This is a genomic window from Marinobacter sp. NFXS9 (assembly GCF_040148665.1).
Taxonomy (GTDB): Bacteria; Pseudomonadota; Gammaproteobacteria; order Pseudomonadales; family Oleiphilaceae; genus Marinobacter_A; species Marinobacter_A mangrovi.
On sequence record NZ_JAGDDW010000010.1, the window covers coordinates 1 to 25,218 of the forward strand.

At 57.6% G+C, this 25,218-nt stretch carries 19 protein-coding genes, 5 tRNA genes and 1 rRNA gene; all 25 read left to right on the forward strand.

The genetic code is table 11. The features are described from left to right. Positions 1–102 (forward strand): 5S ribosomal RNA (gene rrf / locus J3364_RS15190); the annotation flags it as partial. A gap of 403 nt (positions 103–505) precedes the next feature. Next, a complete protein-coding gene (locus J3364_RS15195; RefSeq protein WP_349559159.1) occupies positions 506–1,696 on the forward strand; it encodes a DUF6160 family protein in 1,191 nt (396 codons plus the stop codon). Between the two features lie 25 nt (positions 1,697–1,721). Continuing rightward, complete coding sequence (locus tag J3364_RS15200; RefSeq protein ID WP_349559160.1) at positions 1,722–2,768, forward strand: hypothetical protein; 1,047 nt, start codon at positions 1,722–1,724, stop codon at positions 2,766–2,768. Between the two features lie 56 nt (positions 2,769–2,824). Next, positions 2,825–3,334, forward strand: coding sequence for a hypothetical protein (locus J3364_RS15205; RefSeq protein ID WP_349559253.1), 510 nt, complete (start codon positions 2,825–2,827; stop codon positions 3,332–3,334). Between the two features lie 11 nt (positions 3,335–3,345). Next, positions 3,346–5,742, forward strand: a complete 2,397-nt coding sequence (locus J3364_RS15210) for a DUF6160 family protein (RefSeq protein WP_349559161.1) — start codon at positions 3,346–3,348, stop codon at positions 5,740–5,742. 98 nt (positions 5,743–5,840) lie between these two features. Next, positions 5,841–6,809 (forward strand): biotin--[acetyl-CoA-carboxylase] ligase, encoded by a 969-nt coding sequence (locus J3364_RS15215; RefSeq protein ID WP_349559162.1) that lies wholly within the window; start codon positions 5,841–5,843, stop codon positions 6,807–6,809. Continuing rightward, positions 6,806–7,537 carry a type III pantothenate kinase gene (locus tag J3364_RS15220; RefSeq protein WP_349559163.1) on the forward strand — a complete coding sequence of 244 codons (732 nt, stop codon included), beginning with the start codon at positions 6,806–6,808 and terminating at the stop codon, positions 7,535–7,537. Before J3364_RS15215 ends, J3364_RS15220 begins: the two co-directional genes overlap by 4 nt. Beyond that, complete coding sequence (locus J3364_RS15225; protein ID WP_349559164.1) at positions 7,534–8,265, forward strand: SPOR domain-containing protein; 732 nt, start codon at positions 7,534–7,536, stop codon at positions 8,263–8,265. Before J3364_RS15220 ends, J3364_RS15225 begins: the two co-directional genes overlap by 4 nt. Before the next feature lie 31 nt (positions 8,266–8,296). Next, positions 8,297–8,372 (forward strand) — tRNA-Thr (locus J3364_RS15230). Between the two features lie 38 nt (positions 8,373–8,410). Beyond that, positions 8,411–8,494 (forward strand) — tRNA-Tyr (locus J3364_RS15235). Positions 8,495–8,505: 11 nt separating this feature from the next. Continuing rightward, positions 8,506–8,580, forward strand: a tRNA-Gly gene (locus J3364_RS15240). A 22-nt stretch (positions 8,581–8,602) separates the two neighbouring features. Further along, positions 8,603–8,678, forward strand: a tRNA-Thr gene (locus J3364_RS15245). A gap of 53 nt (positions 8,679–8,731) precedes the next feature. After that, positions 8,732–9,928 carry an elongation factor Tu gene (tuf, locus tag J3364_RS15250; RefSeq protein WP_123634088.1) on the forward strand — a complete coding sequence of 399 codons (1,197 nt, stop codon included), beginning with the start codon at positions 8,732–8,734 and terminating at the stop codon, positions 9,926–9,928. Between the two features lie 21 nt (positions 9,929–9,949). After that, positions 9,950–10,025: transfer RNA gene (locus tag J3364_RS15255), tRNA-Trp, on the forward strand. A gap of 33 nt (positions 10,026–10,058) precedes the next feature. Continuing rightward, a complete protein-coding gene (gene secE / locus J3364_RS15260) occupies positions 10,059–10,427 on the forward strand; it encodes a preprotein translocase subunit SecE (RefSeq protein WP_203143797.1) in 369 nt (122 codons plus the stop codon). 13 nt (positions 10,428–10,440) lie between these two features. Then, positions 10,441–10,974: a transcription termination/antitermination protein NusG gene (gene nusG, locus J3364_RS15265; RefSeq protein WP_123634090.1), complete on the forward strand. Its 534-nt coding sequence runs from the start codon at positions 10,441–10,443 to the stop codon at positions 10,972–10,974. A gap of 101 nt (positions 10,975–11,075) precedes the next feature. Then, positions 11,076–11,507, forward strand: coding sequence for a 50S ribosomal protein L11 (gene rplK / locus J3364_RS15270; protein WP_123634091.1), 432 nt, complete (start codon positions 11,076–11,078; stop codon positions 11,505–11,507). 1 nt (position 11,508) lies between these two features. Next, positions 11,509–12,207, forward strand: coding sequence for a 50S ribosomal protein L1 (gene rplA / locus J3364_RS15275; RefSeq protein ID WP_349559165.1), 699 nt, complete (start codon positions 11,509–11,511; stop codon positions 12,205–12,207). Positions 12,208–12,453: 246 nt separating this feature from the next. Further along, complete coding sequence (gene rplJ / locus J3364_RS15280; protein WP_123634093.1) at positions 12,454–12,984, forward strand: 50S ribosomal protein L10; 531 nt, start codon at positions 12,454–12,456, stop codon at positions 12,982–12,984. Between the two features lie 39 nt (positions 12,985–13,023). After that, on the forward strand, positions 13,024–13,401 hold the full coding sequence (gene rplL / locus J3364_RS15285) for a 50S ribosomal protein L7/L12 (RefSeq protein WP_123634094.1): 378 nt from the start codon (positions 13,024–13,026) through the stop codon (positions 13,399–13,401). A 202-nt stretch (positions 13,402–13,603) separates the two neighbouring features. After that, positions 13,604–17,680 (forward strand): DNA-directed RNA polymerase subunit beta, encoded by a 4,077-nt coding sequence (gene rpoB, locus J3364_RS15290; RefSeq protein WP_349559166.1) that lies wholly within the window; start codon positions 13,604–13,606, stop codon positions 17,678–17,680. 78 nt (positions 17,681–17,758) lie between these two features. Next, positions 17,759–21,973 (forward strand): DNA-directed RNA polymerase subunit beta', encoded by a 4,215-nt coding sequence (rpoC, locus tag J3364_RS15295; RefSeq protein ID WP_349559167.1) that lies wholly within the window; start codon positions 17,759–17,761, stop codon positions 21,971–21,973. Between the two features lie 139 nt (positions 21,974–22,112). Then, positions 22,113–22,487 carry a 30S ribosomal protein S12 gene (rpsL, locus tag J3364_RS15300; RefSeq protein WP_123634097.1) on the forward strand — a complete coding sequence of 125 codons (375 nt, stop codon included), beginning with the start codon at positions 22,113–22,115 and terminating at the stop codon, positions 22,485–22,487. 110 nt (positions 22,488–22,597) lie between these two features. Further along, complete coding sequence (rpsG, locus tag J3364_RS15305) at positions 22,598–23,068, forward strand: 30S ribosomal protein S7 (protein WP_111498316.1); 471 nt, start codon at positions 22,598–22,600, stop codon at positions 23,066–23,068. 18 nt (positions 23,069–23,086) lie between these two features. Next, the gene (gene fusA / locus J3364_RS15310; RefSeq protein ID WP_349559169.1) at positions 23,087–25,192 is read left to right on the forward strand and encodes an elongation factor G; all 2,106 of its coding nucleotides are present in this window, start codon (positions 23,087–23,089) and stop codon (positions 25,190–25,192) included. Positions 25,193–25,218 lie beyond the last annotated feature (26 nt).

The window sequence follows — 25,218 nt, forward strand, 5'->3', positions numbered from 1 at the left end:
CGGTTCGGAACCACCTGATCCCATCCCGAACTCAGCAGTGAAACGAACCAGCGCCGATGGTAGTGTGGCATCTGCCCATGCGAGAGTAGGTCATCGTCAGGCTCCTAAATCCGAAACCCCAGCACGGCAACGTGTTGGGGTTTTTTATTGGCTCTACAAAAGTGACCTGCGGCGCCGACCTGAGGGCGGCCACTACTGGCCCTTAGCAGACCCCGCCAGGGTCTCGCACCTGCCGGACCAAAATCCGCCCCGGCTAACAACGAATCTCGAAAGCACTCAAAATCCGCCAGTCATCCCTCATCCATCCAGCTCCCGAAAACCATTGTCAGACAATCCCCTGAAATTTCCATTCTATGACGCCGCGCACAGTGGCTCCTTCTAATTTCCACTACCATTGCTCAAGAACTAGTCAAAAAATAATAAGACAATTCAGAGACACTCATGCTTATCACACGATTTTTCCGGCGCCTGACAATAACAAGACGCCGAGGGATGAGATGTCAGTATGTACAAGCAGATCTGGGTCGTGCCGCTCCTTTTAATGAGTGCGGTTACGGTGCATGCGGAGTTGAAGCCGATCAGCGATGAAGCCATGTCCGAGGTCACCGGTCAGGCCTTTATCTCCGTTGACCGGCAACAAAACCCGTCAGTCGACAACGACACGTCCTATACGCGAGTCAATCTTGGTATGGATATCGAAATCCAGACCAATGCCGACACGTTCGAGCTGGGGCGATACGAACGAGCTGGGGAAGTAGAAGGGTCGTCAGACGTCCTGATCAACAATTTTTCGCTCGGCTACATCTATGATTCCTCCTACTACGAGCGGAACCCGGATGCCGCACGTGAGCTCAAGGATGATGGTAGTGCTTACCAGGATGGTGAAATCGTGCCTTTCAAGATTTCCAATCCCTATCTTGAGTTTGCCTACGATGAATCCAGCGAAGAGATCGTCGGCTTTCGGTTCGGTTTTGGTAAGTCACAGGGCATTTTGTCGGGCGCTATCCAGCAGCTGACCGGCAATATCAATATCGACATCCTGGATCGCGGGGAGGGGCTGAGCACGGCCGACTCCAACGGCAACCTGTTTGATCAGATGGTGGGTTTCCTGACGCCGGTCCTGGCGGGCAGCAGCCCTCTGAAGACAAAAGCCAAGCTGGTCCAGGGGGACCCGGATCGAGACAATTACGGTGCCCTGGATCCGATACGGTCTGAATACATCGGCGTCCCGAACGGGGAAAAGTTTGTCCTCGAGGACGTCAACTATCTGGTTGCCGGACTGATCGACATTATTTCGCCCACGCTGAGCTCCGAACTGTATACCGAGAACTGTTCGTTGTTTGGAGGGTGTGACGTGGTGGTGGTTGCCCAGCAATGTGAGGTGCTCGGCATCCAGGCCTGCTTCGATCTGGGAATCTACAACAGTATGCCAGTGGGCGAGATTGAGGAGGTCAACGGCGAGCGGACCATCACCGGTCCTTCCGATGGTGCCTTTATCTCGTTCCAGACCAAAGATCTCGAATATCTGGCGGATGTGGCCAAATCAGATCCTTCGCCGGAGGAATTTATCAAGGCGACGGCGGGCGCGTTTTTCAATATCCCGAATGGTGCCGTCACCGTAAACCTGGAAGAGGCGTTGTCGGGGATTGAAGGTCAGCGCCGGGAATACATAGACCGGGGTGTCGGGTTGTTCTAGTCCACCCGGCCATGGAGAGAATCGCTTGAACCGTAAATGGCTGATGACAAAACTCGCTACACTGCTGGCTGTCTCGATGCCGGGGCTGGCCTGTGCAGAAATGCAGAGCCTGTCTGAAAGCGAGCTGTCCAAAGTGAACGGCGCCGGCATAGGTCTGGTTCTGGAAGATTTCAAGTTTGCTCATGGCACTGACGTCGAAAATGGTCAGATATTTCGTATCGGTGGCATCAAGAATTCCCAGGGCGAGGATGTGGAGATCGTCGTCAACAAGCTTTATATCTCCGGCGCCGGCAGCAACTACGGCGAGACCCTGACGCCGGTCAATCTGGGACGTCTGGTCAATCCTTATTCGATCGATGTGGTCGACGGCAACGATATCGGCGTGCAGGACAAGGCCGTCCTGCAATTCGCCGCGCCGCATATGGTGGACGCCTCCCAGGGTTATGACTGCATGAGCGCATCGGCAACGGCCGGGTCAGGGACTTGTGCCAGCCGCCCGGCGAGCGCGGACCTGCCGCAGGGCGAGCGCCCGGACATTGGTCTTCAGCTCAACCTCACCGTGGGCGACCAGGATACCGCCAATATCAATATTCACGCGCAAAGTGCGGTTATCGACGGCAGCTACATCCGCCTGTGGGGTGACAACGAGCGCAAGCAAATGGTGGGGCAGTTCAAGCTCAACTTCTACACACCGGAACTGTCGATCAACGCCTGCGATCAGGAGACGGCGGTGTGTGGCTCCCGCATCGTGATGCAGAACTTCGCCCTGGAGCTGGCGTTGGGCAATTCCCTTCAGCCCGTGTATTTCGATGTGGATGGCACCGGCAATTTCGTGCTGGAAGTGGCGGCTATCGAGCAGCCCGGTGCTGGCACCATTGGCAACGACGGTCTGCGGGACAGCAGTGATGCTGCGACCTGGGATTTCTACGAGGACTACTACACGAACCCGGATTACCGGAGCAACCTCACCATCGGCAACCTGTCGGTGGGTGACCGTGACTTCGGGTCCGGCCGCATCGAGGGGATGCTGATCCAGCACCTCAAGATAGAGACCAAGGACCTGGCCCAATGAGCGAGTATCGAATGAACCGTCTGTCGCGTATGGCTGCCGTGGCCTTGGTGGGGGTGATGGCCGGTCTGGTTTCTCCGGCATGGGCGGACCTGAACCGGCTCGATGACAGCACGTTGTCCGACATCTCCGGGCAGGGCGGGATCTACCTGTCTGGCGACATCAGCATTAATGAAGACGGTGGCCCGATCCAGAATACCTATTTTGGAAGCTGCTCAGACGCGAGTAAGCGTTGCGGTGCTCGACTGGCCTATCAGCTGAAAGAGGGCGGCGGCTGGATGGTCCTGGATGACATCCGTGGCAAGTTTTCATTCGAAGGCCTGACACTGCGGGTGCGCAAGATCGACTCCGGCTTTGGCGGTGATGGCGCGCTGTTCAATCGGGATGTGTTGGAAATCGGTCTCCCCAATATCGTTCGCTATGATTCAGTGACCTTCAAGCTGGCGACCAGCAGTACGGCGCGCCCAACAGACCCGGGCTTTCAGCAGACCGACATCTTTTCAGTTGAGATGCAGGGGGATGTGGTCCTGGAAGGAAACCTGCTCGTCTTCCCCACTGGTAATCCGTGATGAGAGCAGCCATGACATCATCCTCCAGCTTCTTGGTTAAAGTGCCGCTTCTCGCCCTGCTGGTGCCGTTGAGCCCCTTGGTCCAGGCTGATCTGCAAAGCCTGGATGATTCCGATATGGCCGGAATCAGCGGGCAGTCGGGGATTACCATGGAGCTGGATCTGGCGGCCACCGCAAACAGCATTTCCTACTTCGATGACGGCAGCGGTATCCACCTGGACGGTTTCCGTATCGGTGCGGCCTCGGATCCCAATGCCCGAGCGCATCAGATCTACAAGATTGATATCCTGGCAGACGCCAGCCTGAACCTGGACTTTCTGGTCCAGGACCGTCGCATCGAATTCACGGATGTCCACCTGGATGACAACCCTTCCGCCAGTATGGGGGGCGTCTTCTTTGACCATGATCTTGATGGCAACCTGAGGCTATCGCCGGGCGGAGCCCTCGGCAGCGCCGGCTACACCTATGATGTGAACTACCAGATGACCAACGGTCGCCTGGGTTATCGGACCAATGGCAACGAAGTGTTTCTCGACGGCATCAGCATGGACGTGAGCGCGCCGGGCATGACGCTGGATGTCGATGGATCAACGCTGGTGCTCGCTTCGCCCTCGGTGACCGGTTCATACAGCGTCGATGCCATCCGCTACAGTAATAACCCTCTCAATCATGGTGTCAGCCGCGACGTCACCAGTGGTGAGCTCCTGCCCAGCTATGGTTCCCTCAGTGGCGACTTTGATCTGTCCAGCGAGACTCGTATCACGGCCGGCGGCCGATTTGGTGATGAAGGGATCCGGATTGACGGCAGCACCACCATTAATAGTGCCAACTTTATTTACAGTGACGATGGCAATTCGATCGCACTGCTGGGCATGACCGGGGCCAGCACCATCAATAATTTGCGCCTCGATGTCGCCCCGGATTGGCAGGGACGGCAATCCCTGGCGCTGACCGTCGACAGCATCAGCGGCAATCTGGATATCCAGCGGGTTCAGTTGGGTGGTAACGGTAAGAACCTTGGGCAGATCAACCTGGATTACCTGTTCGCAGACCAGACCATTAACGGTCAAGCATACACTAACGCGGTGTATCTGCAGGGCGGAGGCAATGCTGATGCCGGCAACCAGGGGCTGAGACTGGCGGCGCAATGGAGCCTGGCCAACGCCAACGTGGCATACACGGAAGATGGCAACCGGGTGGTGTTCAGTGGGCTCCAGTCCTGGGGGCAGGGTGACCTCACCGTCGACGTGACCCGCAACGAGATGCGGAACGGAACCCAGTTCTACGATGGCCTGCGGATTGGCTTTGAAGGCGTCAAGGGCGGTTATCGGATCAACGGCCTACGGGTTGGCGACAACGATGCGCCGCTTCAGGGGGGGACTGAACTGCTGCTCGCCCTGGGCGTGTTCCCGTCCTACGATTTCGAGATTGATGGCCAGATCACGCTGGGCGCCGGCGGGGCTTCGGGTGAAGGGCTGACCATTAACTCGGACATCCAGATCACCAACGGTCGTGCCGCGCTGGTCGCTGCCCCCTATGACGAAGGCAGCGGCGAAGTGTCTCAGAAGGGATTGTGGGCCACCGAACTGAACTACGACAGCCATGTGCGTGACATGACGGTGGATGTCACTGATGACGGTTTGGCCATCATCAAGGGCGAAGCCTGGGGCACCATGGACATCGGCAATCTGCGGGTTGGGGATAAGACCGACGGTGGCAGCTTTGGGCGCTTTGTGGTCCAGAATTACGAGAAAGGCAGCAGCATGACCATCAGCCCGGGCGGTGCTGGTAATGTCTGTGTGGGTGGCTCCGGAGCCGATGCCAGCAGCTGCGCGGCGTCGGGAGGAATGTGGGAGATGCGCGGTGATGAAGGCGTCACCGTCGGCCTGAAGCAGGTTTTCGCCCGCGCCGTGAGCGACACCAAGCGCAACGCCTTTATCTGGGAGACCAACCGTCATCAGGGCGCCGATGGCCCTGAAAATGGAACCGGGACACAGCTGGTGCTCAATGATATCTACACCAGCGACGGCGAAGACCTGGATGGCGATGGTGTCGAAGATAATACCTTCGGCATTCAAACAGACTTGTCCGTGGATATCTATCGCACCAAGGTGGTTAAAAAGGGCGATGGTGCCGATGCGAATGGCGTGGTCGGCAATCGGGGCGACGAGAAAATAATGGATGATTCTACGGCCGCCGGCTATCGCTATGTTGCTTCGCCAACGGAGACAGAAAAGGCAGATCGACCGCTCGGCTTTGCGGTACAAGCCCACTCCCGCTTCAAGGAGCTCTCCGTCAACAATATCGACCTTGTACATCCCACCGGCGGTGCGGCAACCGCCATTTACGGTGTCAAGCTGCAGAATATGGACATCAAGGCCAACCTCACCGCAACGCCCATCCAGTAAACTGGCGGGTGACGTTCGGTCGCCCGTTTTGTCTTTTCCGCCCAGCTGTTGTTTAATCCGGGCCATATCCAGTCTCCCGGCACGCGAGTCGTACTCCCATGAAAAAAGAGAAAGCACTGTTGTCGATCCTCTCTGACGGGGAGTGGCATTCAGGCGAGGATCTGGCCCAGACCCTGGGAGTCAGTCGGACGGCCGTCTGGAAGCAGCTCAATCGACTGATGGACGACGGCGTCTCTGTTGAGCGGCTGCGTGGCAAGGGATACCGATTGACCGACACCATCGACCTGCTGGACGGTGACGTGATTGCAAGCCGCTTGCCGACAGCCGTCCGGGACGTACTTCATCTCGACGTGTTTGATACGATCGATTCCACCAATGCTTATCTGATGCAGGGTCAGGAGCGGCCTGATAAGACGGTTCGTGCCTGTGTGGCTGACCGCCAGGAGCAGGGGCGGGGGCGCCGCGGCCGGGCCTGGTCGAGCCCGCCGGGGGAGAATGTCTATTTGAGCCTGGCATTGCGGCTGCAGGGCGGCTTTGCCGCGTTGGAAGGCTTGAGTCTGGTGGTCGGGGTTGCGGTCGTGCGAGCGCTGGACAAGTTGGGGCTGGGCCGGGCTCGGCTGAAGTGGCCGAACGACGTCCTGGTCGATGCCCGCAAGCTGGCCGGTATCCTGATTGAGCTCCAGGGTGAGCTGGAAGGCGCCGCCCGGGTCATTATCGGTATTGGGATCAACGTCCATATGAGCGACAGCGAGCGGGTGGTGGATCAGCCCTGGATTTCCCTGGATCGTGCTGAACCCCGGGTAACCTGGGTTCGCAACGAGGTGATTGCCGAGGTGATTAACGAAACCCTTTCCGTGCTTGATGTATTCGAACGGAATGGCTTTGATGCGCTACGGGATCAGTGGCAGTCGCTGGATGCGCTTTATGGACAGGCGCTGCGGACAGAGCCGGATGGCGATGAGGGTATCGGCGCCGGTATCGATCACACCGGCGCCTATCGACTGGAAACCGGCGACGGCGAGAAGACGCTGCGCGCCGGCGAAATCAGTATACGGCGCCAGCTATGACTCATCTGTTGATCGATGTCGGCAACACTCGACTCAAATGGCGAGCCACGCAGTCCGGCAGCGCTGCTGTCGAGGGCGTCGGCGCGCTCGGGGATCGGGATCTTTTCACTGGCATTGGTCCTGGCACGGTCGAGCGGGTTTCGGTCTCGACCGTCATCTCGGAAAGTGCCCGCCAGACGCTCCAACAAGAGTTGCTGGCGCGATTTGGCGTGGCTCCGGATTTCTATTGGACTCGTACGGAGCAGTGCGGGGTACGATGTGCCTATGAGCGCCCGCAAACCATGGGCGCTGATCGCTGGCATGCGTTGATCGGCGCCTGGGCGCACTCGCGCAAGCCTTTGCTGGTCGTCGACGCCGGCAGTGCGCTGACGCTTGATCTGCTCGATGCCCATGGATATCACCTCGGGGGCTATATTCTTCCGGGCCACCGGCTAATGCGGGAGTCCCTCGAAGACAAAACCGCAAGGGTGTTTTTCGGCCAGTCTCTCTCACTCGATACCGCCCCGGGGCAGAGTACGGATGCCTGCGTTCGCAACGGTTTAAGCTGGCTCTGGTCGTCAGTCATCGACCGGATTGAGGCTATGCGGGACACCTATCGCTACGAAGACACCTTCGTCACGGGAGGCGACGGTGAGGATTTGATCCGGTTGGGGCTGAAGGGGCAGTGGCGGCCGTCCCTCGTGTTGGACGGCCTTGAGATCGTAGCCGGTTCTGAGGCGTCCGTATGAAGTGGGCGGTAACGTTGCTGGTTGTGCTCAATATAGTGCTGGGTATTGCGGCCATCAATTGGTCGCCGCCGGGCAAGCAGGCGCCGGCGGGTGGCGAGGGGCGACTTCCACGGGTGGCAGACCTCAAGTTAAATGACGCCCCGAAACCCCGCGAGCCAGAGCCCGCCTCTTCCCAGTCCCCGGAATCACCCCTGGCCAACGAGCACAATGACCCGGCGCCGCCGCGCGGTTCCCGGAAGCGGATCTGTGGCCGGATGACGGGATTCCAGTCGCAAGCGGCGGCTGAGCATCTCCTGCGATCCATCAGCGTCACGTTGCAAACGGTCGCTATCGAGAAAGTCGAAGACGAGCGTCCTCCTTATCACTGGGTCCTGATTCCGCCATTCCCCTCGCGCGAAGACGCCCTGAAGCGGCTTGAAGAATTGCAGCGTGCAGGTGTCGACAGCTTCCTGGTGACTGAAGGGGCCTACCGCAACGCCATCTCCCTTGGCCTGTTTGAGTCGCAAAAGCTCGCCGAGGATCTAAATGCTCGATTCCAATCAAGAAATATTGAAACCGTACTGGTCAACACCGACCGGAATCAGATAAGCTACGCCCTCGTTTTTGCGGTCGCCTCAAAGGCTGATTTTGATCGGCTTTTGAGCGACGCGAAGCGGGTGCCCGGTGATTTGCCGTCGGTTGAAAAAGCTGCCTGTGAAGGTGTTGCATCACCCGATAAAAATCCGTAGTATACCGGCCTCGCTGATGAGGCGAATGTGGGCTGGCGTAGCTCAGTTGGTAGAGCAGCTGACTTGTAATCAGCAGGTCGGGGGTTCGATTCCGTCCGCCAGCTCCACTTTTAAGTTTTCAGTCTGTGCGGGCAAGCACAGATCTGGAGGGGTTCCCGAGTGGCCAAAGGGATCAGACTGTAAATCTGACGCGAAAGCTTCGCAGGTTCGAATCCTGCCCCCTCCACCACTTAATTGCTCGCGGGCATCGTATAGTGGCTATTACCTCAGCCTTCCAAGCTGATGACGCGGGTTCGATTCCCGCTGCCCGCTCCAGATTTGGCAAGTTAAGTTGTGTGCTCATGTAGCTCAGTCGGTAGAGCACATCCTTGGTAAGGATGAGGTCACCGGTTCAATTCCGGTCATGAGCTCCATTATTTGTCCGGTCAACGTTGCTAGCGAAGAGTTGATTAGGGAGATTGGTCGAATGTCTAAAGAAAAATTTGAGCGTAATAAACCGCACGTGAACGTGGGCACGATTGGCCACGTTGACCATGGTAAAACCACGCTGACTGCAGCCCTGACTCGTGTGTGTCACGAGGTTTGGGGTACTGGTACTGCAAGTGCTTTCGACCAGATCGATAACGCACCGGAAGAGAAGGCGCGTGGTATTACCATCGCGACGTCTCACGTTGAGTACGATTCCCCGACGCGTCACTACGCACACGTTGACTGCCCGGGTCACGCCGACTACGTGAAGAACATGATCACAGGTGCGGCGCAGATGGACGGCGCGATCCTGGTTTGTTCCGCGGCTGACGGCCCGATGCCGCAGACGCGTGAGCACATCCTGCTGTCCCGTCAGGTCGGCGTTCCGTTTATCGTTGTGTTCCTGAACAAAGCGGACATGGTTGATGACGAAGAGCTGCTGGAACTGGTTGAAATGGAAGTGCGTGACCTGCTGAGCCAGTACGACTTCCCGGGCGACGACACGCCGATCATCACCGGTTCCGCGCTGATGGCGCTGGAAGGCAAGGATGACAACGAAATGGGTACGACCGCTGTCAAGAAGCTGGTTGAGGCCCTGGACGAGTACATCCCTGAGCCGGAGCGTGCGATCGATCAGCCGTTCCTGATGCCGATCGAGGACGTCTTCTCCATCTCTGGTCGTGGTACCGTTGTGACCGGTCGTGTTGAACGTGGCATCATCAAGGTGGGTGACGAAGTGGAAATCGTGGGTATCCGCGACACCACCAAGACCACCTGTACCGGTGTTGAGATGTTCCGTAAGCTGCTGGACGAAGGTCGCGCGGGTGAGAACGTTGGTGTTCTGCTGCGTGGTACCAAGCGTGACGACGTTGAGCGTGGTCAGGTCCTGGCGGTGCCGGGTTCCATTACCCCGCACACCAAGTTCGAATCCGAAGTTTACGTGCTGAGCAAAGAAGAAGGTGGTCGTCATACACCGTTCTTCAAAGGCTACCGTCCGCAGTTCTACTTCCGTACCACCGACGTAACGGGTGCGTGTGAGCTGCCGGAAGGTGTTGAGATGGTTATGCCGGGTGACAACGTCAAGCTGGTTGCCACTCTGATTGCCCCGATCGCCATGGAAGAAGGTCTGCGCTTCGCGATCCGCGAAGGTGGTCGTACCGTTGGCGCGGGTGTTGTAGCCAAGATTATTGAATAAGCACCAGGCAAGTTTCGGTGCAGGCCAGTAGCTCAATTGGCAGAGCAGCGGTCTCCAAAACCGCAGGTTGGGGGTTCGATTCCCTCCTGGCCTGCCATTTTCAATCCTTGGGATACAAAAGCTGATTCCTATGGAGTCTAAAGCACAGCAAGCAACTAGCCGCTTCGATGTTCTGAAGTGGCTGGTTGTTTTTGTCTTAATTGCCGCCGGTGTTGTTGGCAACCTGTATTTTGGGGCGGAGTCGCTCCTATACCGCGTGCTGGGTCTTGTGGCCTTGGCGCTGGTTGCTGCCTTCGTCGCGCTGCAGACTGAGCGTGGTCGTCGCTTTGCGATGCTTCTTAAAGAGGCGCGCGTCGAGATCCGTAAGGTCGTATGGCCGACACGCCCCGAGCTGGTGCAGACCACGTTTATCGTGGTGGCGTTTGTTCTGGTGGTCGCGCTCCTTTTGTGGATTATGGACTCGTTGATCAGTTGGCTGGTCTCCGGGGTAATTGGGTAACAGGAGAGAGGCAATGGCTAAGCGCTGGTACGTCGTGCACGCTTACTCAGGCTTTGAGAAGCACGTAATGCGCACTCTCCTTGAGCGTGTTGCCCTGAATGGCCTGGAAGAGAAATTTGGTGAGATCCTGGTTCCGACCGAAGAGGTGGTCGAAATGCGGGATGGCAAGAAGCGCAAGAGTGAGCGTAAGTTTTACCCGGGCTACGTACTTGTCCAGATGGAAATGGACGATGAGACGTGGCATATGGTGAAAAATACGCCTCGCGTTCTTGGCTTTATCGGTGGTACTAAGGATAAGCCCGCGCCAATTACCGAAAAAGAGGCCGAGGCGATCTTGCGGCGCGTCGAGAGTGGCGTCGATAAGCCGAAGCCGAAGACGCTGTTTGAGCCGGGTGAGATTGTGCGCGTCATTGAAGGGCCGTTTGCCGACTTCAATGGTGTTGTTGAAGAGGTTGACTACGACAAGAGTCGTGTTAAAGTCGCGGTCCTTATTTTTGGTCGCTCGACGCCGGTCGAGTTGGAGTTTGGTCAGGTCGAAAAAGACTAACTCGCAGAATTTAGCGGAAAGCTCGCGCACAACAGTGACGCGGGCTTTTTGTGTCTGAGAAAGGGGAGCCGAAAGGCGTTTGGACCCATTAGGAGTAAATCATGGCAAAGAAGATTGAAGCGTATATCAAGCTTCAGGTTGCTGCCGGTCAGGCCAACCCGAGTCCGCCCGTCGGCCCCGCGCTGGGTCAGCACGGTGTCAATATCATGGAATTCTGTAAGGCGTTCAACGCGCAGACCCAGGGTATTGAGCCGGGTCTGCCGACGCCGGTTGTTATCACTGTATACAGTGACCGTAGCTTTACCTTTATCACCAAGACTCCGCCGGCTTCCGTTCTGCTGAAGAAGGCTGCTGGTCTGAAGAGTGGCTCGGCTCGTCCGAACACCGACAAAGTCGGTACCGTGACCCGTGAGCAGCTCGAGGAAATTGCAAAGACCAAGGAGCCGGATCTGACGGCTGCCGACATGGACGCTGCGGTCCGCACGATTGCGGGTACCGCGCGTAGCATGGGTCTGAACGTGGAGGGCCTGTGATATGGCGAAGCTGAGCAAACGTCAAAAGCTGATTCGTGAAAAGGTTGAGTCCACGCGCGCTTATTCCGTGGATGACGCTGTATCCCTGCTGGTCGAGCTGGGCGGTTCCGTCAAGTTCAAGGAATCGATCGATGTGTCCGTCAACCTGGGCGTTGACGCACGTAAATCCGACCAGGTGGTTCGTAGCTCGACGGTCCTGCCGCACGGCACCGGCAAATCGGTTCGTGTCGCTGTGTTCACCCAGGGCGCCAATGCCGAGAAGGCAACAGCCGCGGGTGCGGACATTGTGGGCATGGACGATCTGGCTGAAGAAGTCAAAAAAGGCAACATGGATTTTGACGTTGTCATCGCAACGCCGGACGCCATGCGTGTTGTCGGTCAGCTCGGTCAGATCCTGGGCCCGCGCGGCCTGATGCCGAACCCGAAAGTAGGCACCGTAACGCCTGACGTTGAGACTGCGGTCAAAAACGCCAAGGCCGGTCAGGTGCGCTACCGTACTGACAAGAACGGCATTATCCATGCTCCGCTGGGTAATGTTGAGTTCTCTGCTGCATCCATCAAGGAAAACCTTGAGGCGCTGCTGGCAGATCTGAAAAAGGCCAAGCCCTCATCGGCGAAGGGCGTGTACCTGAAGAAGGTCACACTGTCCTCCACCATGGGGCCGGGCCTGACTATCGATCAGAGCGCTCTGAACATCTGATCGGTAGAAACTTTGTAGTCTAGGCGGAAGCCAAGGCTGTCAAAGACCGCAGGCCCCCGACCGCCACAAGGCGGACAAGGGTTAAAGCAACGCCTGCGCAGACGGTGTGAAGACGTTCTCTGAACCCAAACACCGTATGGCGCCCTGAATGGCACCGGATTGAGAAGGCTTTTCTTCAATGTCTGGTGTCGCGAGGGGCTGAGATGGGTTTGCTGGCATTTGCCAGCGAAATCAAGGAGAAAACCAGTGGCAATTCGACTCGAAGACAAGAAGGCGATCGTCGCTGAAGTCAACGAGACTGCCGGTGGTGCTCTGTCTGTGGTCCTGGCTGACTACCGTGGTATCACCTCTGGTGATATGACGGCCCTGCGTGCCAAGGCTCGTGCCGAGCAGGTTCGCCTGAAGGTTGTTCGTAACAACCTGGCGAAGCGTGCGATTGAAGGTACCGAGTTCGAGTGCATCCGGGAAGCTCTGGTTGGTCCGACCATTCTGGCATTCTCCATGGAAGATCCGGGTGCGGCCGCGCGGCTGCTGAAGGATTTTGCCAAAGAGAAAGAGGTGTTCGAGATTAAAGGTTTGGCCGTCGGCGGTGAGCTGATGGGCGCAGACCAGATCGATCGCCTGGCCAAGCTGCCGACGCGTCACGAAGCGCTGTCCATGCTGGCCGCCGTTACTCAGGCACCGATCACCAAACTGGCACGGACCCTCAACGAATTCCCGTCGAAGGTTACCCGTGCTGTTGCGGCAGTTCGCGACCAGAAGCAAGACGCTGCTTGATTCTGTTGAATACGATTTTTTTAACATTGGGAGAAAGTCATGGCTCTGTCTAACGAAGACATTTTGAATGCAATCGCCGAAATGAGCGTAATGGATGTTGTTGCGCTGGTTGAAGCGATGGAAGAGAAGTTCGGCGTTTCTGCCGCTGCTGCTGTTGCCGCTGCGCCGGCTGCTGCTGGTGGCGAAGCCGCAGCTGCTGAAGAGCAGACTGAATTTGACGTTGTTCTGACCGGTGCCGGTGAGAAGAAAGTTAACGTCATCAAGGCCGTTCGTGAACTGACAGGCCTGGGCCTGAAAGAAGCGAAAGAAATGGTCGACAGTGCTCCGTCCACCGTTAAGGAAGCTGCTTCCAAGGACGACGCTGAAGAAGCCAAGAAGAAGCTTGAGGAAGCAGGCGCTTCAGTTGAGCTCAAGTAAGGGCTGGCTGTTGACCGCATACGTGCCTTAGGCATGAAAATGGCTGGTGGCAAGAGCCACCGGCCTTTTTCTGTTGTATATGCTATAACCTACAGCCCGAGTCTTGTTCAAGACGGCGCAGTTAGCCGAGCAATTCGGCCCCGAAGCAGGTAAATGGTTGCTTCTTGATACCAGGTATCAGGTCTAAAGCTGGGGAATGCAGATGACTTACTCCTACACTGAGAAAAAGCGGATCCGCAAAGATTTTAGTAAATTGCCTTCCGTGATGGATGTCCCCTATTTGCTGTCTATTCAGCTCGATTCTTACAGGGACTTCCTTCAAATGGAAGCGGCTTCGGATGCGCGCCAGGAAACTGGTTTGCACGCCGCCTTCAAATCCGTATTCCCGATTGTCAGTTACTCGGGCAACGCGGCGCTCGAATACGTGAGCTACCGCATTGGCGAGCCGGTATTTGATGTCAAGGAATGTCAGCTGCGGGGCGTGACCTATGCTGCACCGCTGCGGGTGAAGGTTCGTCTTATTATCTACGACAAAGAGTCGTCCAATAAGGCGATCAAGGACATCAAGGAACAGGAAGTCTACATGGGCGAAATGCCCCTGATGACGGAGAACGGTACCTTTGTTGTTAACGGTACCGAGCGGGTAATCGTATCCCAGCTGCACCGTTCACCGGGTGTCTTCTTCGATCACGACAAGGGCAAGACCCATTCTTCCGGGAAGCTGTTGTACTCAGCCCGGGTGATTCCTTACCGTGGTTCCTGGCTGGACTTCGAGTTCGATCCCAAGGACAGCGTCTTTGTCCGTATCGACCGTCGTCGTAAGCTGCCGGCCACGATTCTGTTGCGTGCCCTGAATTTCACCTCCGAGCAGATGCTGGAAATGTTCTTCGACACCAGCAAGTTCCGTCTGGGTGAAGAGTTCTGCATGCTGGAGCTGGTGCCGAGCCGCCTGCGTGGTGATATCGCGACGTTCGACATCAAGGATCCGGACGGCACGGTCATCGTCGAGGAAGGCCGTCGTGTCACCGCACGCCATATCCGTCAGCTGGAAAAAGCGGGTATCAGCGAGCTGGAAGTTCCGACTGAATATCTTTACGGCCGCGTCACCGCCCGTGACATGGTTGATGAATCCACCGGTGAGCTGATTCTGGAGTGTAACTCCGAGCTGACCGAGGAATCCGTAGAGAAGCTGCTCAAGGCCGGCATCAAGGAACTTGAGACACTCTACACCAATGATCTGGACTGCGGTCCGTTCATGTCCGACACCCTGCGCAACGATCCGACCCGCAACCCGCTGGAAGCGCTGGTCGAGATCTATCGCATGATGCGCCCGGGTGAGCCGCCCACCAAGGAGTCGGCTGAAAACCTGTTCAACAACCTCTTCTTCTCGGAAGAGCGTTATGACCTGTCTGCGGTCGGCCGCATGAAGCTGAATCGTCGTCTGGGTCGCGAAGAATCCACGGGTCCGGGAACCCTGACGAACGACGACATTATCGACGTTCTGAAGACCCTGATCGCCATTCGTAACGGCCAGGGCAATGTCGATGACATCGATAACCTGGGGAACCGTCGTATCCGTTCCGTCGGTGAGATGGCCGAGAACCAGTTCCGTGTGGGGCTGGTCCGGGTTGAGCGCGCGGTACGCGAGCGTCTGAGCCTGGCCGAAAGCGAAGGCCTGATGCCGCAGGATCTGATTAACGCCAAGCCGGTCGCTGCAGCCGTTAAAGAGTTCTTCGGTTCCAGCCAGCTGTCCCAGTTCATGGACCAGAACAACCCGCTGTCCGAGGTCACGCACAAGCGTCGTGTGTCGGCTCTGGGTCCCGGTGGTCTGACCCGTGAACGTGCCGGCTTCGAAGTGCGGGACGTACACCCGACCCACTACGGTCGTGTCTGCCCGATCGAAACGCCGGAAGGCCCGAACATCGGTCTGATCAACTCGCTGGCTACCTATGCCCGCACCAATTCCTACGGTTTCCTGGAGTCTCCGTACCGGAAGGTGGTCGATGGCATGGTCACGGACGAGATCCAGTATCTGTCCGCGATCGAGGAAAGCAACTACGTCATCGCTCAGGCCAGTGCGGCGACCGATGAGAACGGCAAGCTGGTCGACGAGCTGGTGACCGTGCGCCACCAGAACGAATTCACTGTGACGCCGCCGGAAAATGTCCGCTTTATGGACGTGTCTCCGCGCCAGGTTGTGTCCGTGGCGGCATCGCTGATCCCGTTCCTGGAGCACGATGACGCGAACCGGGCCCTGATGGGGGCGAACATGCAGCGTCAGGCGGTGCCGACCCTGCGTGCCGACAAGCCGCTGGTGGGTACCGGTATCGAGCGCATCGTGGCGCAGGATTCCGGTGTCTGTGTCACCGCGCGTCGTGGTGGCCTGGTCGAAAGTGTCGATGCGGCCCGTATCGTTATCCGGGTCAATGACGACGAGACCGAAGCCGGTGATGCCGGTGTGGACATCTACAACCTGACCAAGTACACGCGCTCCAACCAGAACACGTGTATCAACCAGCGTTCCATCGTCAAGCAGGGCGAAATGATTGCCCGCGGCGATGTCCTGGCCGACGGTCCGTCCGTCGATCTGGGTGAGCTGGCTCTGGGTCAGAACATGCGTATCGCGTTCATGCCCTGGAACGGCTACAACTTCGAGGACTCCATTCTGGTGTCCGAGAAAGTTGTTCAGGACGATCGCTTCACCACGATCCACATCCAGGAACTGACCTGTGTGGCCCGTGACACGAAGCTGGGCAGCGAGGAAATCACCGCGGATATCCCGAACGTCGGCGAGAGCGCTCTGTCCAAGCTGGACGAGTCCGGTATCGTCTACATCGGTGCTGAAGTGGGTGCCGGCGATATCCTGGTGGGCAAGGTGACGCCGAAAGGCGAAACCCAGCTGACACCGGAGGAAAAGCTGCTGCGTGCCATCTTCGGTGAGAAGGCGTCTGACGTGAAAGACACGTCCTCTCGAGTGCCGACCGGCACACGCGGGACGGTCATTGACGTGCAGGTCTTCACACGCGACGGTATCGAGAAAGACCAGCGTGCCCTGTCCATCGAGAAAGATCAGCTGGACCAGTTCCGCAAGGATCTGAAAGACGAGTACCGCATTGTTGAAGGCGCAACCTATGAGCGTCTGACCAATGCCCTCAAGGATCAGGAAGTGATCAGCGGTCCGGGTCTGAAGAAGGGTGCCAAGCTGGATCAGGCGTTCCTGGCCGAGCTGCCGAAGGACGACTGGTTCAAGCTGCGCATGAAGGATGAGGCTCTGAACGAACTGCTCGAGAAATCCGAGCAGGGTCTGGAAGATCGCCGCAAGGTGCACGAAGAGCGTTTCGAAGACAAGAAGCGCAAGCTGCAACAGGGTGATGACCTGGCGCCGGGCGTTCTGAAGATCGTCAAGGTGTACCTGGCGATCAAGCGCCGGATTCAGCCGGGTGACAAGATGGCCGGCCGTCACGGTAACAAGGGTGTTATCTCCGCCGTTATGCCGGTGGAAGACATGCCCTATGACGAGCAGGGCAATCCGGTCGATGTGGTTCTGAACCCGCTGGGTGTTCCGTCGCGGATGAACGTCGGTCAGGTCCTGGAGACGCACCTGGGTGCGGCCGCCAAAGGCCTGGGCCACAAGATCAACGCCATGATCGAGCAGCAGAAGAAGGTGGCTGAGATTCGCGAACTGCTGGACGCGATCTACAACCACAGCGACAAGACCTTTGCGGTCCCGCTGGATTCTCTGTCTGACGACGAGATCATGGAGTTGGCGCGTAACCTGCGCGAAGGGGTTCCGATGGCGACCGCCGTCTTCGACGGTGCCAAGGAAGCTGAAGTGAAGCGCATGCTGGAGCTGGCCGATATGGACACCAGCGGCCAGGTCACGCTTTATGACGGCCGTACAGGTGATGAGTTTGATCGTCCGGTGACCGTGGGCTACATGTACATGCTGAAGCTCAACCACCTGATCGACGACAAGATGCACGCCCGTTCCACCGGTTCGTACAGCCTTGTCACCCAGCAGCCGCTGGGCGGTAAGGCGCAGTTCGGTGGTCAGCGCTTCGGTGAGATGGAAGTCTGGGCCCTTGAGGCTTATGGCGCAGCTTACACGCTGCAGGAAATGCTCACCGTCAAGTCTGACGACGTGAACGGTCGGACGAAGATGTACAAGAACATTGTCGATGGCGACCATCGCATGGAGCCGGGTATGCCCGAATCCTTTAACGTTCTTGTCAAGGAAATCCGCTCGCTGGGTATCGACATCGAGCTGGAATCCGACTGAGCCGAATTGTTTTTTGGCAGCGTGAGCGGGCACGGTGACGTGCCCGCCCGAGATTAACGCCATCCGGAGCTGTTACTGATGAAAGATTTGCTGAATCTTCTCAAGAGCCAGAACCAGAAGCAGGAATTTGACGCCATCCGCATTGGTCTGGCGTCGCCTGACATGATTCGCTCGTGGTCCTTCGGCGAGGTCAAGAAGCCGGAGACCATCAACTACCGTACGTTCAAGCCTGAGCGTGACGGTCTTTTCTGCGCCAAGATCTTCGGTCCGATCAAGGATTACGAGTGTCTGTGCGGCAAGTACAAGCGCCTCAAGCACCGCGGGGTTATCTGTGAGAAGTGCGGTGTTGAAGTCGCACTGGCCAACGTGCGCCGCGAGCGCATGGGCCACATCGAGCTGGCCAGCCCGGTCGCCCATATCTGGTTCCTCAAGTCGCTGCCGTCCCGTATCGGCCTGATGATGGATATGACGCTGCGCGACATCGAGCGCGTACTGTATTTTGAATCCTTTATTGTGATCGATCCGGGCATGACCACGCTGGAGCGCGGTCAACTGCTGAACGACGAGCAGTACTACGAAGCTCTGGAAGAGTTCGGCGACGAATTCGACGCCCGCATGGGTGCCGAAGCGGTCAAGGCCCTGCTGGAAGACATCGACCTGCAGGCGGAAGTGGATCAGCTGCGTGAAGAAATTCCGCAGACCAATTCCGAAACCAAGATCAAGAAGCTGAGCAAGCGCCTGAAGCTGCTCGAAGCGTTCCTGTATTCCGGCAACCGTCCGGGCGACATGATCATGACCGTTCTGCCGGTCCTGCCGCCGGACCTGCGTCCGCTGGTGCCGCTGGATGGTGGCCGTTTCGCAACCTCCGATCTGAACGATCTGTATCGTCGCGTCATCAACCGGAACAACCGTCTCAAGCGCCTGCTGGAGCTCAACGCACCGGACATCATCGTGCGTAACGAGAAGCGGATGCTGCAGGAAGCGGTGGATGCGCTGCTGGACAACGGCCGTCGCGGCCGTGCCATTACCGGCACCAACAAGCGCCCGCTGAAGTCCCTGGCTGACATGATCAAGGGTAAGCAGGGCCGCTTCCGTCAGAACCTGCTGGGTAAGCGGGTCGACTACTCCGGCCGTTCCGTCATCGTGGTCGGTCCGTACCTGCGCCTGCATCAGTGCGGTCTGCCGAAGAAGATGGGCCTGGAACTGTTCAAGCCGTTTATCTTTGCGAAGCTCGAGCACCGTGGACTGGCGACCACTATCAAGGCCGCCAAGAAAATGGTCGAGCGCGAAGAAGCGGTGGTCTGGGATATCCTGGACGAGGTGATCCGTGAGCACCCGATCCTGCTGAACCGGGCGCCGACCCTGCACCGTCTGGGTATCCAGGCGTTCGAGCCGGTCCTGATCGAAGGCAAGGCCATCCAGCTGCACCCGCTGGTGTGTGCGGCGTACAACGCCGACTTCGACGGTGACCAGATGGCGGTCCACGTACCGCTGACCCTGGAAGCCCAGCTCGAAGCCCGTGCGCTGATGATGTCCACCAACAACGTGCTGTCGCCGGCCAACGGCGAGCCGATCATCGTGCCGTCACAGGACGTTGTACTGGGCCTGTATTACATGACCCGTGAGCGCAAGACCGCTCTGGGCGAAGGCCGTACCTTTGCCGATACCAAGGAAGTGCATCGCGCTTACGGTGCCGGCAAGGTCGACCTGCAGGCGAAAATCAAGGTCCGGGTCAAGGAAGTGGTCCGTGACGAAGAAAGCGGCGAGCTGAATGAAAGCTACAACATTGTCGACACCACCGTCGGCCGTGCGCTGCTGTTCGACATCGTGCCGGACGGCATGCCGTTTGAAATCGTCAACAAGCCGATGGTCAAGAAGGCGATCTCCAACCTGATCAACGTGTGCTACCGCACCGTGGGTCTGAAGGAATCTGTCATCTTCGCCGATCAGCTGATGTACACCGGTTTCCATTACGCGACGGTGTCCGGCACCTCGATTGGTGTGAACGACTTTGAAATTCCGCCCGAAAAATACGAGATGATCAGTGCGGCCGAAGACGAGGTTCTGGAGATCGAATCCCAGTATGCCTCCGGTCTGCTGACACAGGGTGAGAAGTACAACAAGGTCATCGATATCTGGTCCCGTGCCAACGACAAGGTGTCCAAGGCGATGATGGAGCGCCTCTCCAAAGAGGAGGTGTTCGACGCCGACGGCAAGCAGGTCATGGGCGAAGACGGTGAGCCGGAGTATCAGGAATCCTTTAACTCGGTCTACATGATGGCTGATTCCGGTGCGCGGGGTTCCGCCGCCCAGATCCGTCAGTTGGCCGGTATGCGGGGTCTGATGGCCAAGCCGGATGGCTCCATCATCGAGACGCCGATTACCGCGAACTTCCGTGAAGGTCTGAACGTACTGCAGTACTTCATCTCGACCCACGGTGCTCGTAAGGGTCTGGCGGATACCGCTCTGAAGACCGCGAACTCCGGTTACCTGACCCGTCGTCTGGTTGACGTGTCACAGGACCTGGTCGTGACCGAGAACGATTGCGGTACCGATGAAGGTCTGCTGATGACGCCGCACATCGAGGGTGGCGACGTGGTTGTACCGCTGGGCGATCGTGTCCTGGGTCGTGTCACGGCGCGTGACGTGTTCACGCCGACCGACAAGGAAAACGCGGTGGTTCCGGAAGGTACGCTGCTGGACGAGAAAACCATCGAGATGGTCGAGAAGGCCGGTGTCGATGAAATCTGGGTGCGCTCCGCCATCACCTGTGACACCAAGCACGGCGTGTGCTCGATGTGTTACGGCCGCGATCTGGCCCGTGGTCATCAGGTCAACGTGGGTGAGGCCGTCGGTGTTATCGCGGCCCAGTCCATCGGTGAGCCGGGTACCCAGCTGACCATGCGGACATTCCACATCGGTGGTGCGGCCAGCCGGGCGTCTGCGGTGGACAACATCCAGGTCAAGCACGGTGGCACGGTCCGCCTGCACAACCTGAAGTCCATCGAGAAAGCCGACGGCACGCTGGTGGTTGTGTCCCGCTCCTCCGCTCTGGCGATTGCCGACGAGCAGGGTCGTGAGCGCGAGTGGTACAAGCTGCCTTACGGTGCGATGTTGTCCGTGAAGCAGGGCGATGTGGTCGAAGCCGGCGCCGTTGTGGCCAAGTGGGATCCGCATACGCACCCGATCATCGCGGAAGGCAACGGTACCGCCAAGTTCGTAGGTATGGACCAGGGCATCACCGTTCGCACGCAAACGGATGAAATGACCGGTCTGTCCACCGTTCAGGTGATCGACCCGAAAGAGCGTCCTGCCGCGGGTAAAGATATCCGCCCGATGGTCCAGGTCGTTGACGACAAGGGCGAGGAGATCGAGTTGCCTGGCGGTAGTCCGGCGCAGTACTTCCTGCCGGCCAATGCTCTGGTGACCCTGAGCAACGGCGGCAAGGTCGAGATTGGTGACGTGGTTGCCCGTATCCCGCAGGAGAGCTCGAAGACCCGGGACATCACCGGTGGTCTGCCGCGGGTTGCCGACCTGTTCGAGGCGCGTCGTCCGAAAGAGCCGTCTATCCTGGCGGAAATTTCCGGCACCGTGTCCTTCGGTAAGGAAACCAAAGGCAAGAAGCGTCTGGTGATCACGCCGAAAGACGGTGATCCGTATGAAGTGCTGATTCCGAAGTATCGCCAGCTCAACGTGTTCGAAGGTGAAACCGTTGAGAAGGGTGAGGTCATCGCGGATGGTCCGTCCAACCCGCACGATATCCTGCGCCTGCTGGGTGTGGTGGAACTGGCCAAGTACATCACCAACGAGATCCAGGACGTTTACCGTCTGCAGGGTGTTGTGATCAACGACAAGCACATCGAGGTGATTGTTCGCCAGATGCTGCGCAAGGTCGAGATCACGGATCCGGGCGATACCGGATTCATCTCCGGTGATAACGTCGAGTATCACCTGGTGGTGGAAGCAAACGAGAAGATGGACGCCGAGGACAAAGAGCCGGCCAAGTTCGAGCGTTTGCTGCTGGGTATCACCAAGGCCTCGCTGGCGACCGACTCCTTCATCTCAGCCGCATCGTTCCAGGAAACGACGCGCGTATTGACCGAAGGGGCCGTCACCGGCAAGCGGGATTACCTGCGTGGCCTGAAAGAGAACGTTGTTGTGGGCCGCCTGATTCCGGCAGGTACCGGTCTGGCTTACCACAATGAACGCCGTCGCAAGCGCGACACCGTCGACAGCCAGGGTGTAACGGCTGAAGACGTGGTCGAAGCGCTGAGTGCGGAGCTTAACCGCTAGTCCCGGAAACTACGGACCGGCGGTTGGTCAAAAAGGAAGCAGTCTTCTTGACTGACCAGGGGCGCAGGCTTACACTTGCGTCCCTTAATTTTGCCCCTAGGGGCGATATCAATGATCCAGTATTTTGGAGTTTGCTTACATGGCAACGATTAATCAGTTGGTACGTAAGCCTCGTAAACGCAAGATGGCGAAAAGCGACGTCCCGGCGCTTCAGAGCTGTCCGCAACGTCGGGGTGTATGTACTCGTGTATACACCACCACGCCGAAGAAGCCGAACTCAGCACTGCGTAAAGTGTGCCGTGTTCGTCTGACCAACGGTTACGAGGTGTCTTCCTACATTGGTGGTGAAGGCCACAACCTGCAGGAGCACAGTGTTGTGCTGATCCGCGGCGGTCGAGTAAAAGACTTGCCGGGTGTTCGCTATCACACTGTTCGCGGTACTTTGGATACCCAGGGTGTTCAGAACCGTAAGCAGGGCCGTTCCAAGTACGGTACTAAACGACCCAAGTCCTAATTTCCCTAAGCGGGTCTTTTATCGTTGCCAAACGACGATAAGAGTAAGGCTGAGTAGTCGAATGGCTATCTCAGGGGTTCCTGAAGACCTTTTTTACAGAGGGCTTATCGATGCCTAGAAGAAGAGTTGCAGCAAAACGGGAAATCATCCCGGATCCTAAATTTGGCAGCCAGCGTCTGGCCAAATTCATCAACCACGTTATGGAAAGCGGCAAGAAAGCCGTAGCCGAGCGCATTGTTTACGGCGCGCTCGATATCGTGGCTGATAAGTCCAAAGAAGAGCCGATCGAGATGTTCGAAAAGGCTCTGGAGAACATCCAGCCGATGGTTGAGGTTAAGTCCCGTCGTGTTGGTGGTGCAACCTACCAGGTGCCGGTTGAAGTGCGTCCTTCTCGTCAGAATGCACTGGCTATGCGCTGGTTGGTTGAGTTCTCACGCAAGCGTGGTGAAAAGTCCATGGCCCAGCGTCTGGCCGGCGAAATTCTGGATGCTGCCGACAGCAAGGGTGCGGCAGTCAAGAAGCGCGAAGACGTTCATCGCATGGCCGAAGCCAACAAGGCTTTCTCTCACTTCCGTTTCTGATAAGCCGAGGTTTTTACTGTGGCACGCAAGACCCCAATTAAGCGCTATCGCAATATCGGGATTTGTGCGCACGTTGATGCGGGCAAAACCACGACCACCGAGCGCGTTCTGTTCTATACGGGTATCTCTCACAAGATCGGTGAGGTACACGACGGTGCGGCGACCATGGACTGGATGGAGCAGGAGCAGGAGCGTGGTATTACCATCACCTCTGCTGCCACCACTTGTTTCTGGAGTGGCATGGACCAGCAGTACGATGAGCACCGTATCAACATCATCGATACCCCGGGACACGTTGACTTTACCATCGAGGTAGAGCGTTCCCTGCGGGTTCTGGATGGTGCCGTTGTTGTTTTCTGTGGTTCTTCCGGTGTTGAGCCCCAGTCCGAAACGGTATGGCGCCAGGCCAACAAGTACGAAGTGCCGCGCATGGTCTTCGTCAACAAAATGGACCGTGCAGGTGCCAACTTCCTGCGCGTCGTTGATCAGATCAAGACCCGTCTGGGTGCTTCGCCGGTACCCATTCAGTTGCCGATCGGTGCTGAAGATGAGTTCGCGGGCGTTATCGACCTGATCCGTAACAAGGCCATCTACTGGAACGAAGACGATGCTGGTGCGACCTACGACCAGCGCGACGTCCCGGAAGATATGGCGGACGAAGTGGCGATGTACCGCGAGCAGATGGTCGAAGCTGCTGCTGAAGCCAACGAAGAGCTGATGGAGAAGTACCTCGAAGAAGGCGAGCTGTCGATCGAGGACATCAAGAAAGGCCTGCGTCTGCGTACTATCGCTAACGAAATCGTTGTCGCGACCTGTGGTTCTGCCTTCAAGAACAAGGGCGTTCAGGCGGTCCTGGACTCCGTTATCGAATTCCTGCCGGCGCCTGACGAAGTCAAGGCGATCCGTGGTGAAGTCGATGATGAAGGCACTGAAGAAACCCGTCCGGTTGATGACAATGCTCCGTTCGCGGCTCTGGCGTTCAAGATCGCCACTGACCCGTTCGTGGGCACGTTGACCTTCTTCCGCGTGTACTCCGGTAAGCTGGAGTCCGGTCAGTCCGTCTACAACTCGGTCAAGCTCAAGAAAGAGCGTGTCGGCCGTATGGTCCAGATGCACTCCAAAGAGCGTCAGGAAATCAAAGAGGTTCTGGCGGGTGACATCGCAGCGGCTATCGGTCTGAAGAGCGTCACCACCGGTGATACTCTGTGTGACGAAAGCGCCAAGATCGTTCTTGAGCGCATGGAATTCCCGGAGCCGGTTATCTCCGTTGCGGTTGAGCCGAAATCCAAGGCTGACCAGGAGAAAATGGGCGTGGCTCTCGGCAAGCTGGCGCAGGAAGATCCGTCTTTCCGTGTCCGCACCGATGAAGAGTCCGGTCAGACCATCATCTCCGGTATGGGTGAGCTTCACCTGGACATCATCGTTGACCGTATGCGTCGCGAGTTCAAGGTGGAAGCGAACATCGGTAAGCCTCAGGTGGCTTATCGTGAGTGCATCCGTAAAGCGGTTGATGTCGAAGGCAAGTTCGTTCGTCAGTCCGGTGGTCGTGGTCAGTACGGTCACGTTCACGTGAAGTTCGAGCCGATTCCGCTGGATGACGAAGATGCTGAAAACTTCATCTTCGTGAACGAAATCGTAGGTGGTGTGGTTCCCAAGGAATACATCCCGGCGGTTTCCCAGGGCATCGAAGAGCAGATGCAGAACGGTATCCTGGCGGGCTATCCGCTGCTGGGTATCAAAGCGACGCTGCACGATGGTTCCTATCACGATGTTGACTCGAACGAGATGGCGTTCAAGATCGCTGGCTCCATGGCGCTGAAGAAAGCCGCCGAGCAGGCGAGTCCGGCGCTCCTCGAGCCGATGATGAAGGTCGAAGTCGTTACCCCGGAAGACTACATGGGTGACGTCGTGGGTGACCTGAACCGTCGTCGTGGTCTCGTTCAGGGTATGGAAGATAGCCCTGCGGGCAAGATCATCCGTGCCGAGGTTCCGTTGTCGGAGATGTTCGGTTACGCCACCGATCTGCGTTCTGCAACGCAAGGTCGTGCGTCCTACGCGATGGAGTTTGCTGGTTACTCAGAAGCTCCTTCGAACATTGCCGAAGCGATCATTAAAAAGGGTTGATACCCGGATCTAAGAAACAGGAAGAG

Excerpts from the sequence above, each read along its gene's own strand:
- J3364_RS15195 (WP_349559159.1), top strand. The coding sequence starts at position 506 with ATGTACAAGCAGATCTGGGTCGTGCCGCTCCTTTTAATGAGTGCGGTT.
- J3364_RS15205 (WP_349559253.1), top strand. The coding sequence starts at position 2,825 with ATGGCCGGTCTGGTTTCTCCGGCATGGGCGGACCTGAACCGGCTCGAT.
- J3364_RS15210 (WP_349559161.1), top strand. The coding sequence starts at position 3,346 with ATGACATCATCCTCCAGCTTCTTGGTTAAAGTGCCGCTTCTCGCCCTG.
- J3364_RS15215 (WP_349559162.1), top strand. The coding sequence starts at position 5,841 with ATGAAAAAAGAGAAAGCACTGTTGTCGATCCTCTCTGACGGGGAGTGG.
- J3364_RS15220 (WP_349559163.1), top strand. The coding sequence starts at position 6,806 with ATGACTCATCTGTTGATCGATGTCGGCAACACTCGACTCAAATGGCGA.
- J3364_RS15225 (WP_349559164.1), top strand. The coding sequence starts at position 7,534 with ATGAAGTGGGCGGTAACGTTGCTGGTTGTGCTCAATATAGTGCTGGGT.
- tuf (WP_123634088.1), top strand. The coding sequence starts at position 8,732 with ATGTCTAAAGAAAAATTTGAGCGTAATAAACCGCACGTGAACGTGGGC.
- secE (WP_203143797.1), top strand. The coding sequence starts at position 10,059 with ATGGAGTCTAAAGCACAGCAAGCAACTAGCCGCTTCGATGTTCTGAAG.
- nusG (WP_123634090.1), top strand. The coding sequence starts at position 10,441 with ATGGCTAAGCGCTGGTACGTCGTGCACGCTTACTCAGGCTTTGAGAAG.
- rplK (WP_123634091.1), top strand. The coding sequence starts at position 11,076 with ATGGCAAAGAAGATTGAAGCGTATATCAAGCTTCAGGTTGCTGCCGGT.
- rplA (WP_349559165.1), top strand. The coding sequence starts at position 11,509 with ATGGCGAAGCTGAGCAAACGTCAAAAGCTGATTCGTGAAAAGGTTGAG.
- rplL (WP_123634094.1), top strand. The coding sequence starts at position 13,024 with ATGGCTCTGTCTAACGAAGACATTTTGAATGCAATCGCCGAAATGAGC.
- rpoB (WP_349559166.1), top strand. The coding sequence starts at position 13,604 with ATGACTTACTCCTACACTGAGAAAAAGCGGATCCGCAAAGATTTTAGT.
- rpoC (WP_349559167.1), top strand. The coding sequence starts at position 17,759 with ATGAAAGATTTGCTGAATCTTCTCAAGAGCCAGAACCAGAAGCAGGAA.
- rpsL (WP_123634097.1), top strand. The coding sequence starts at position 22,113 with ATGGCAACGATTAATCAGTTGGTACGTAAGCCTCGTAAACGCAAGATG.
- rpsG (WP_111498316.1), top strand. The coding sequence starts at position 22,598 with ATGCCTAGAAGAAGAGTTGCAGCAAAACGGGAAATCATCCCGGATCCT.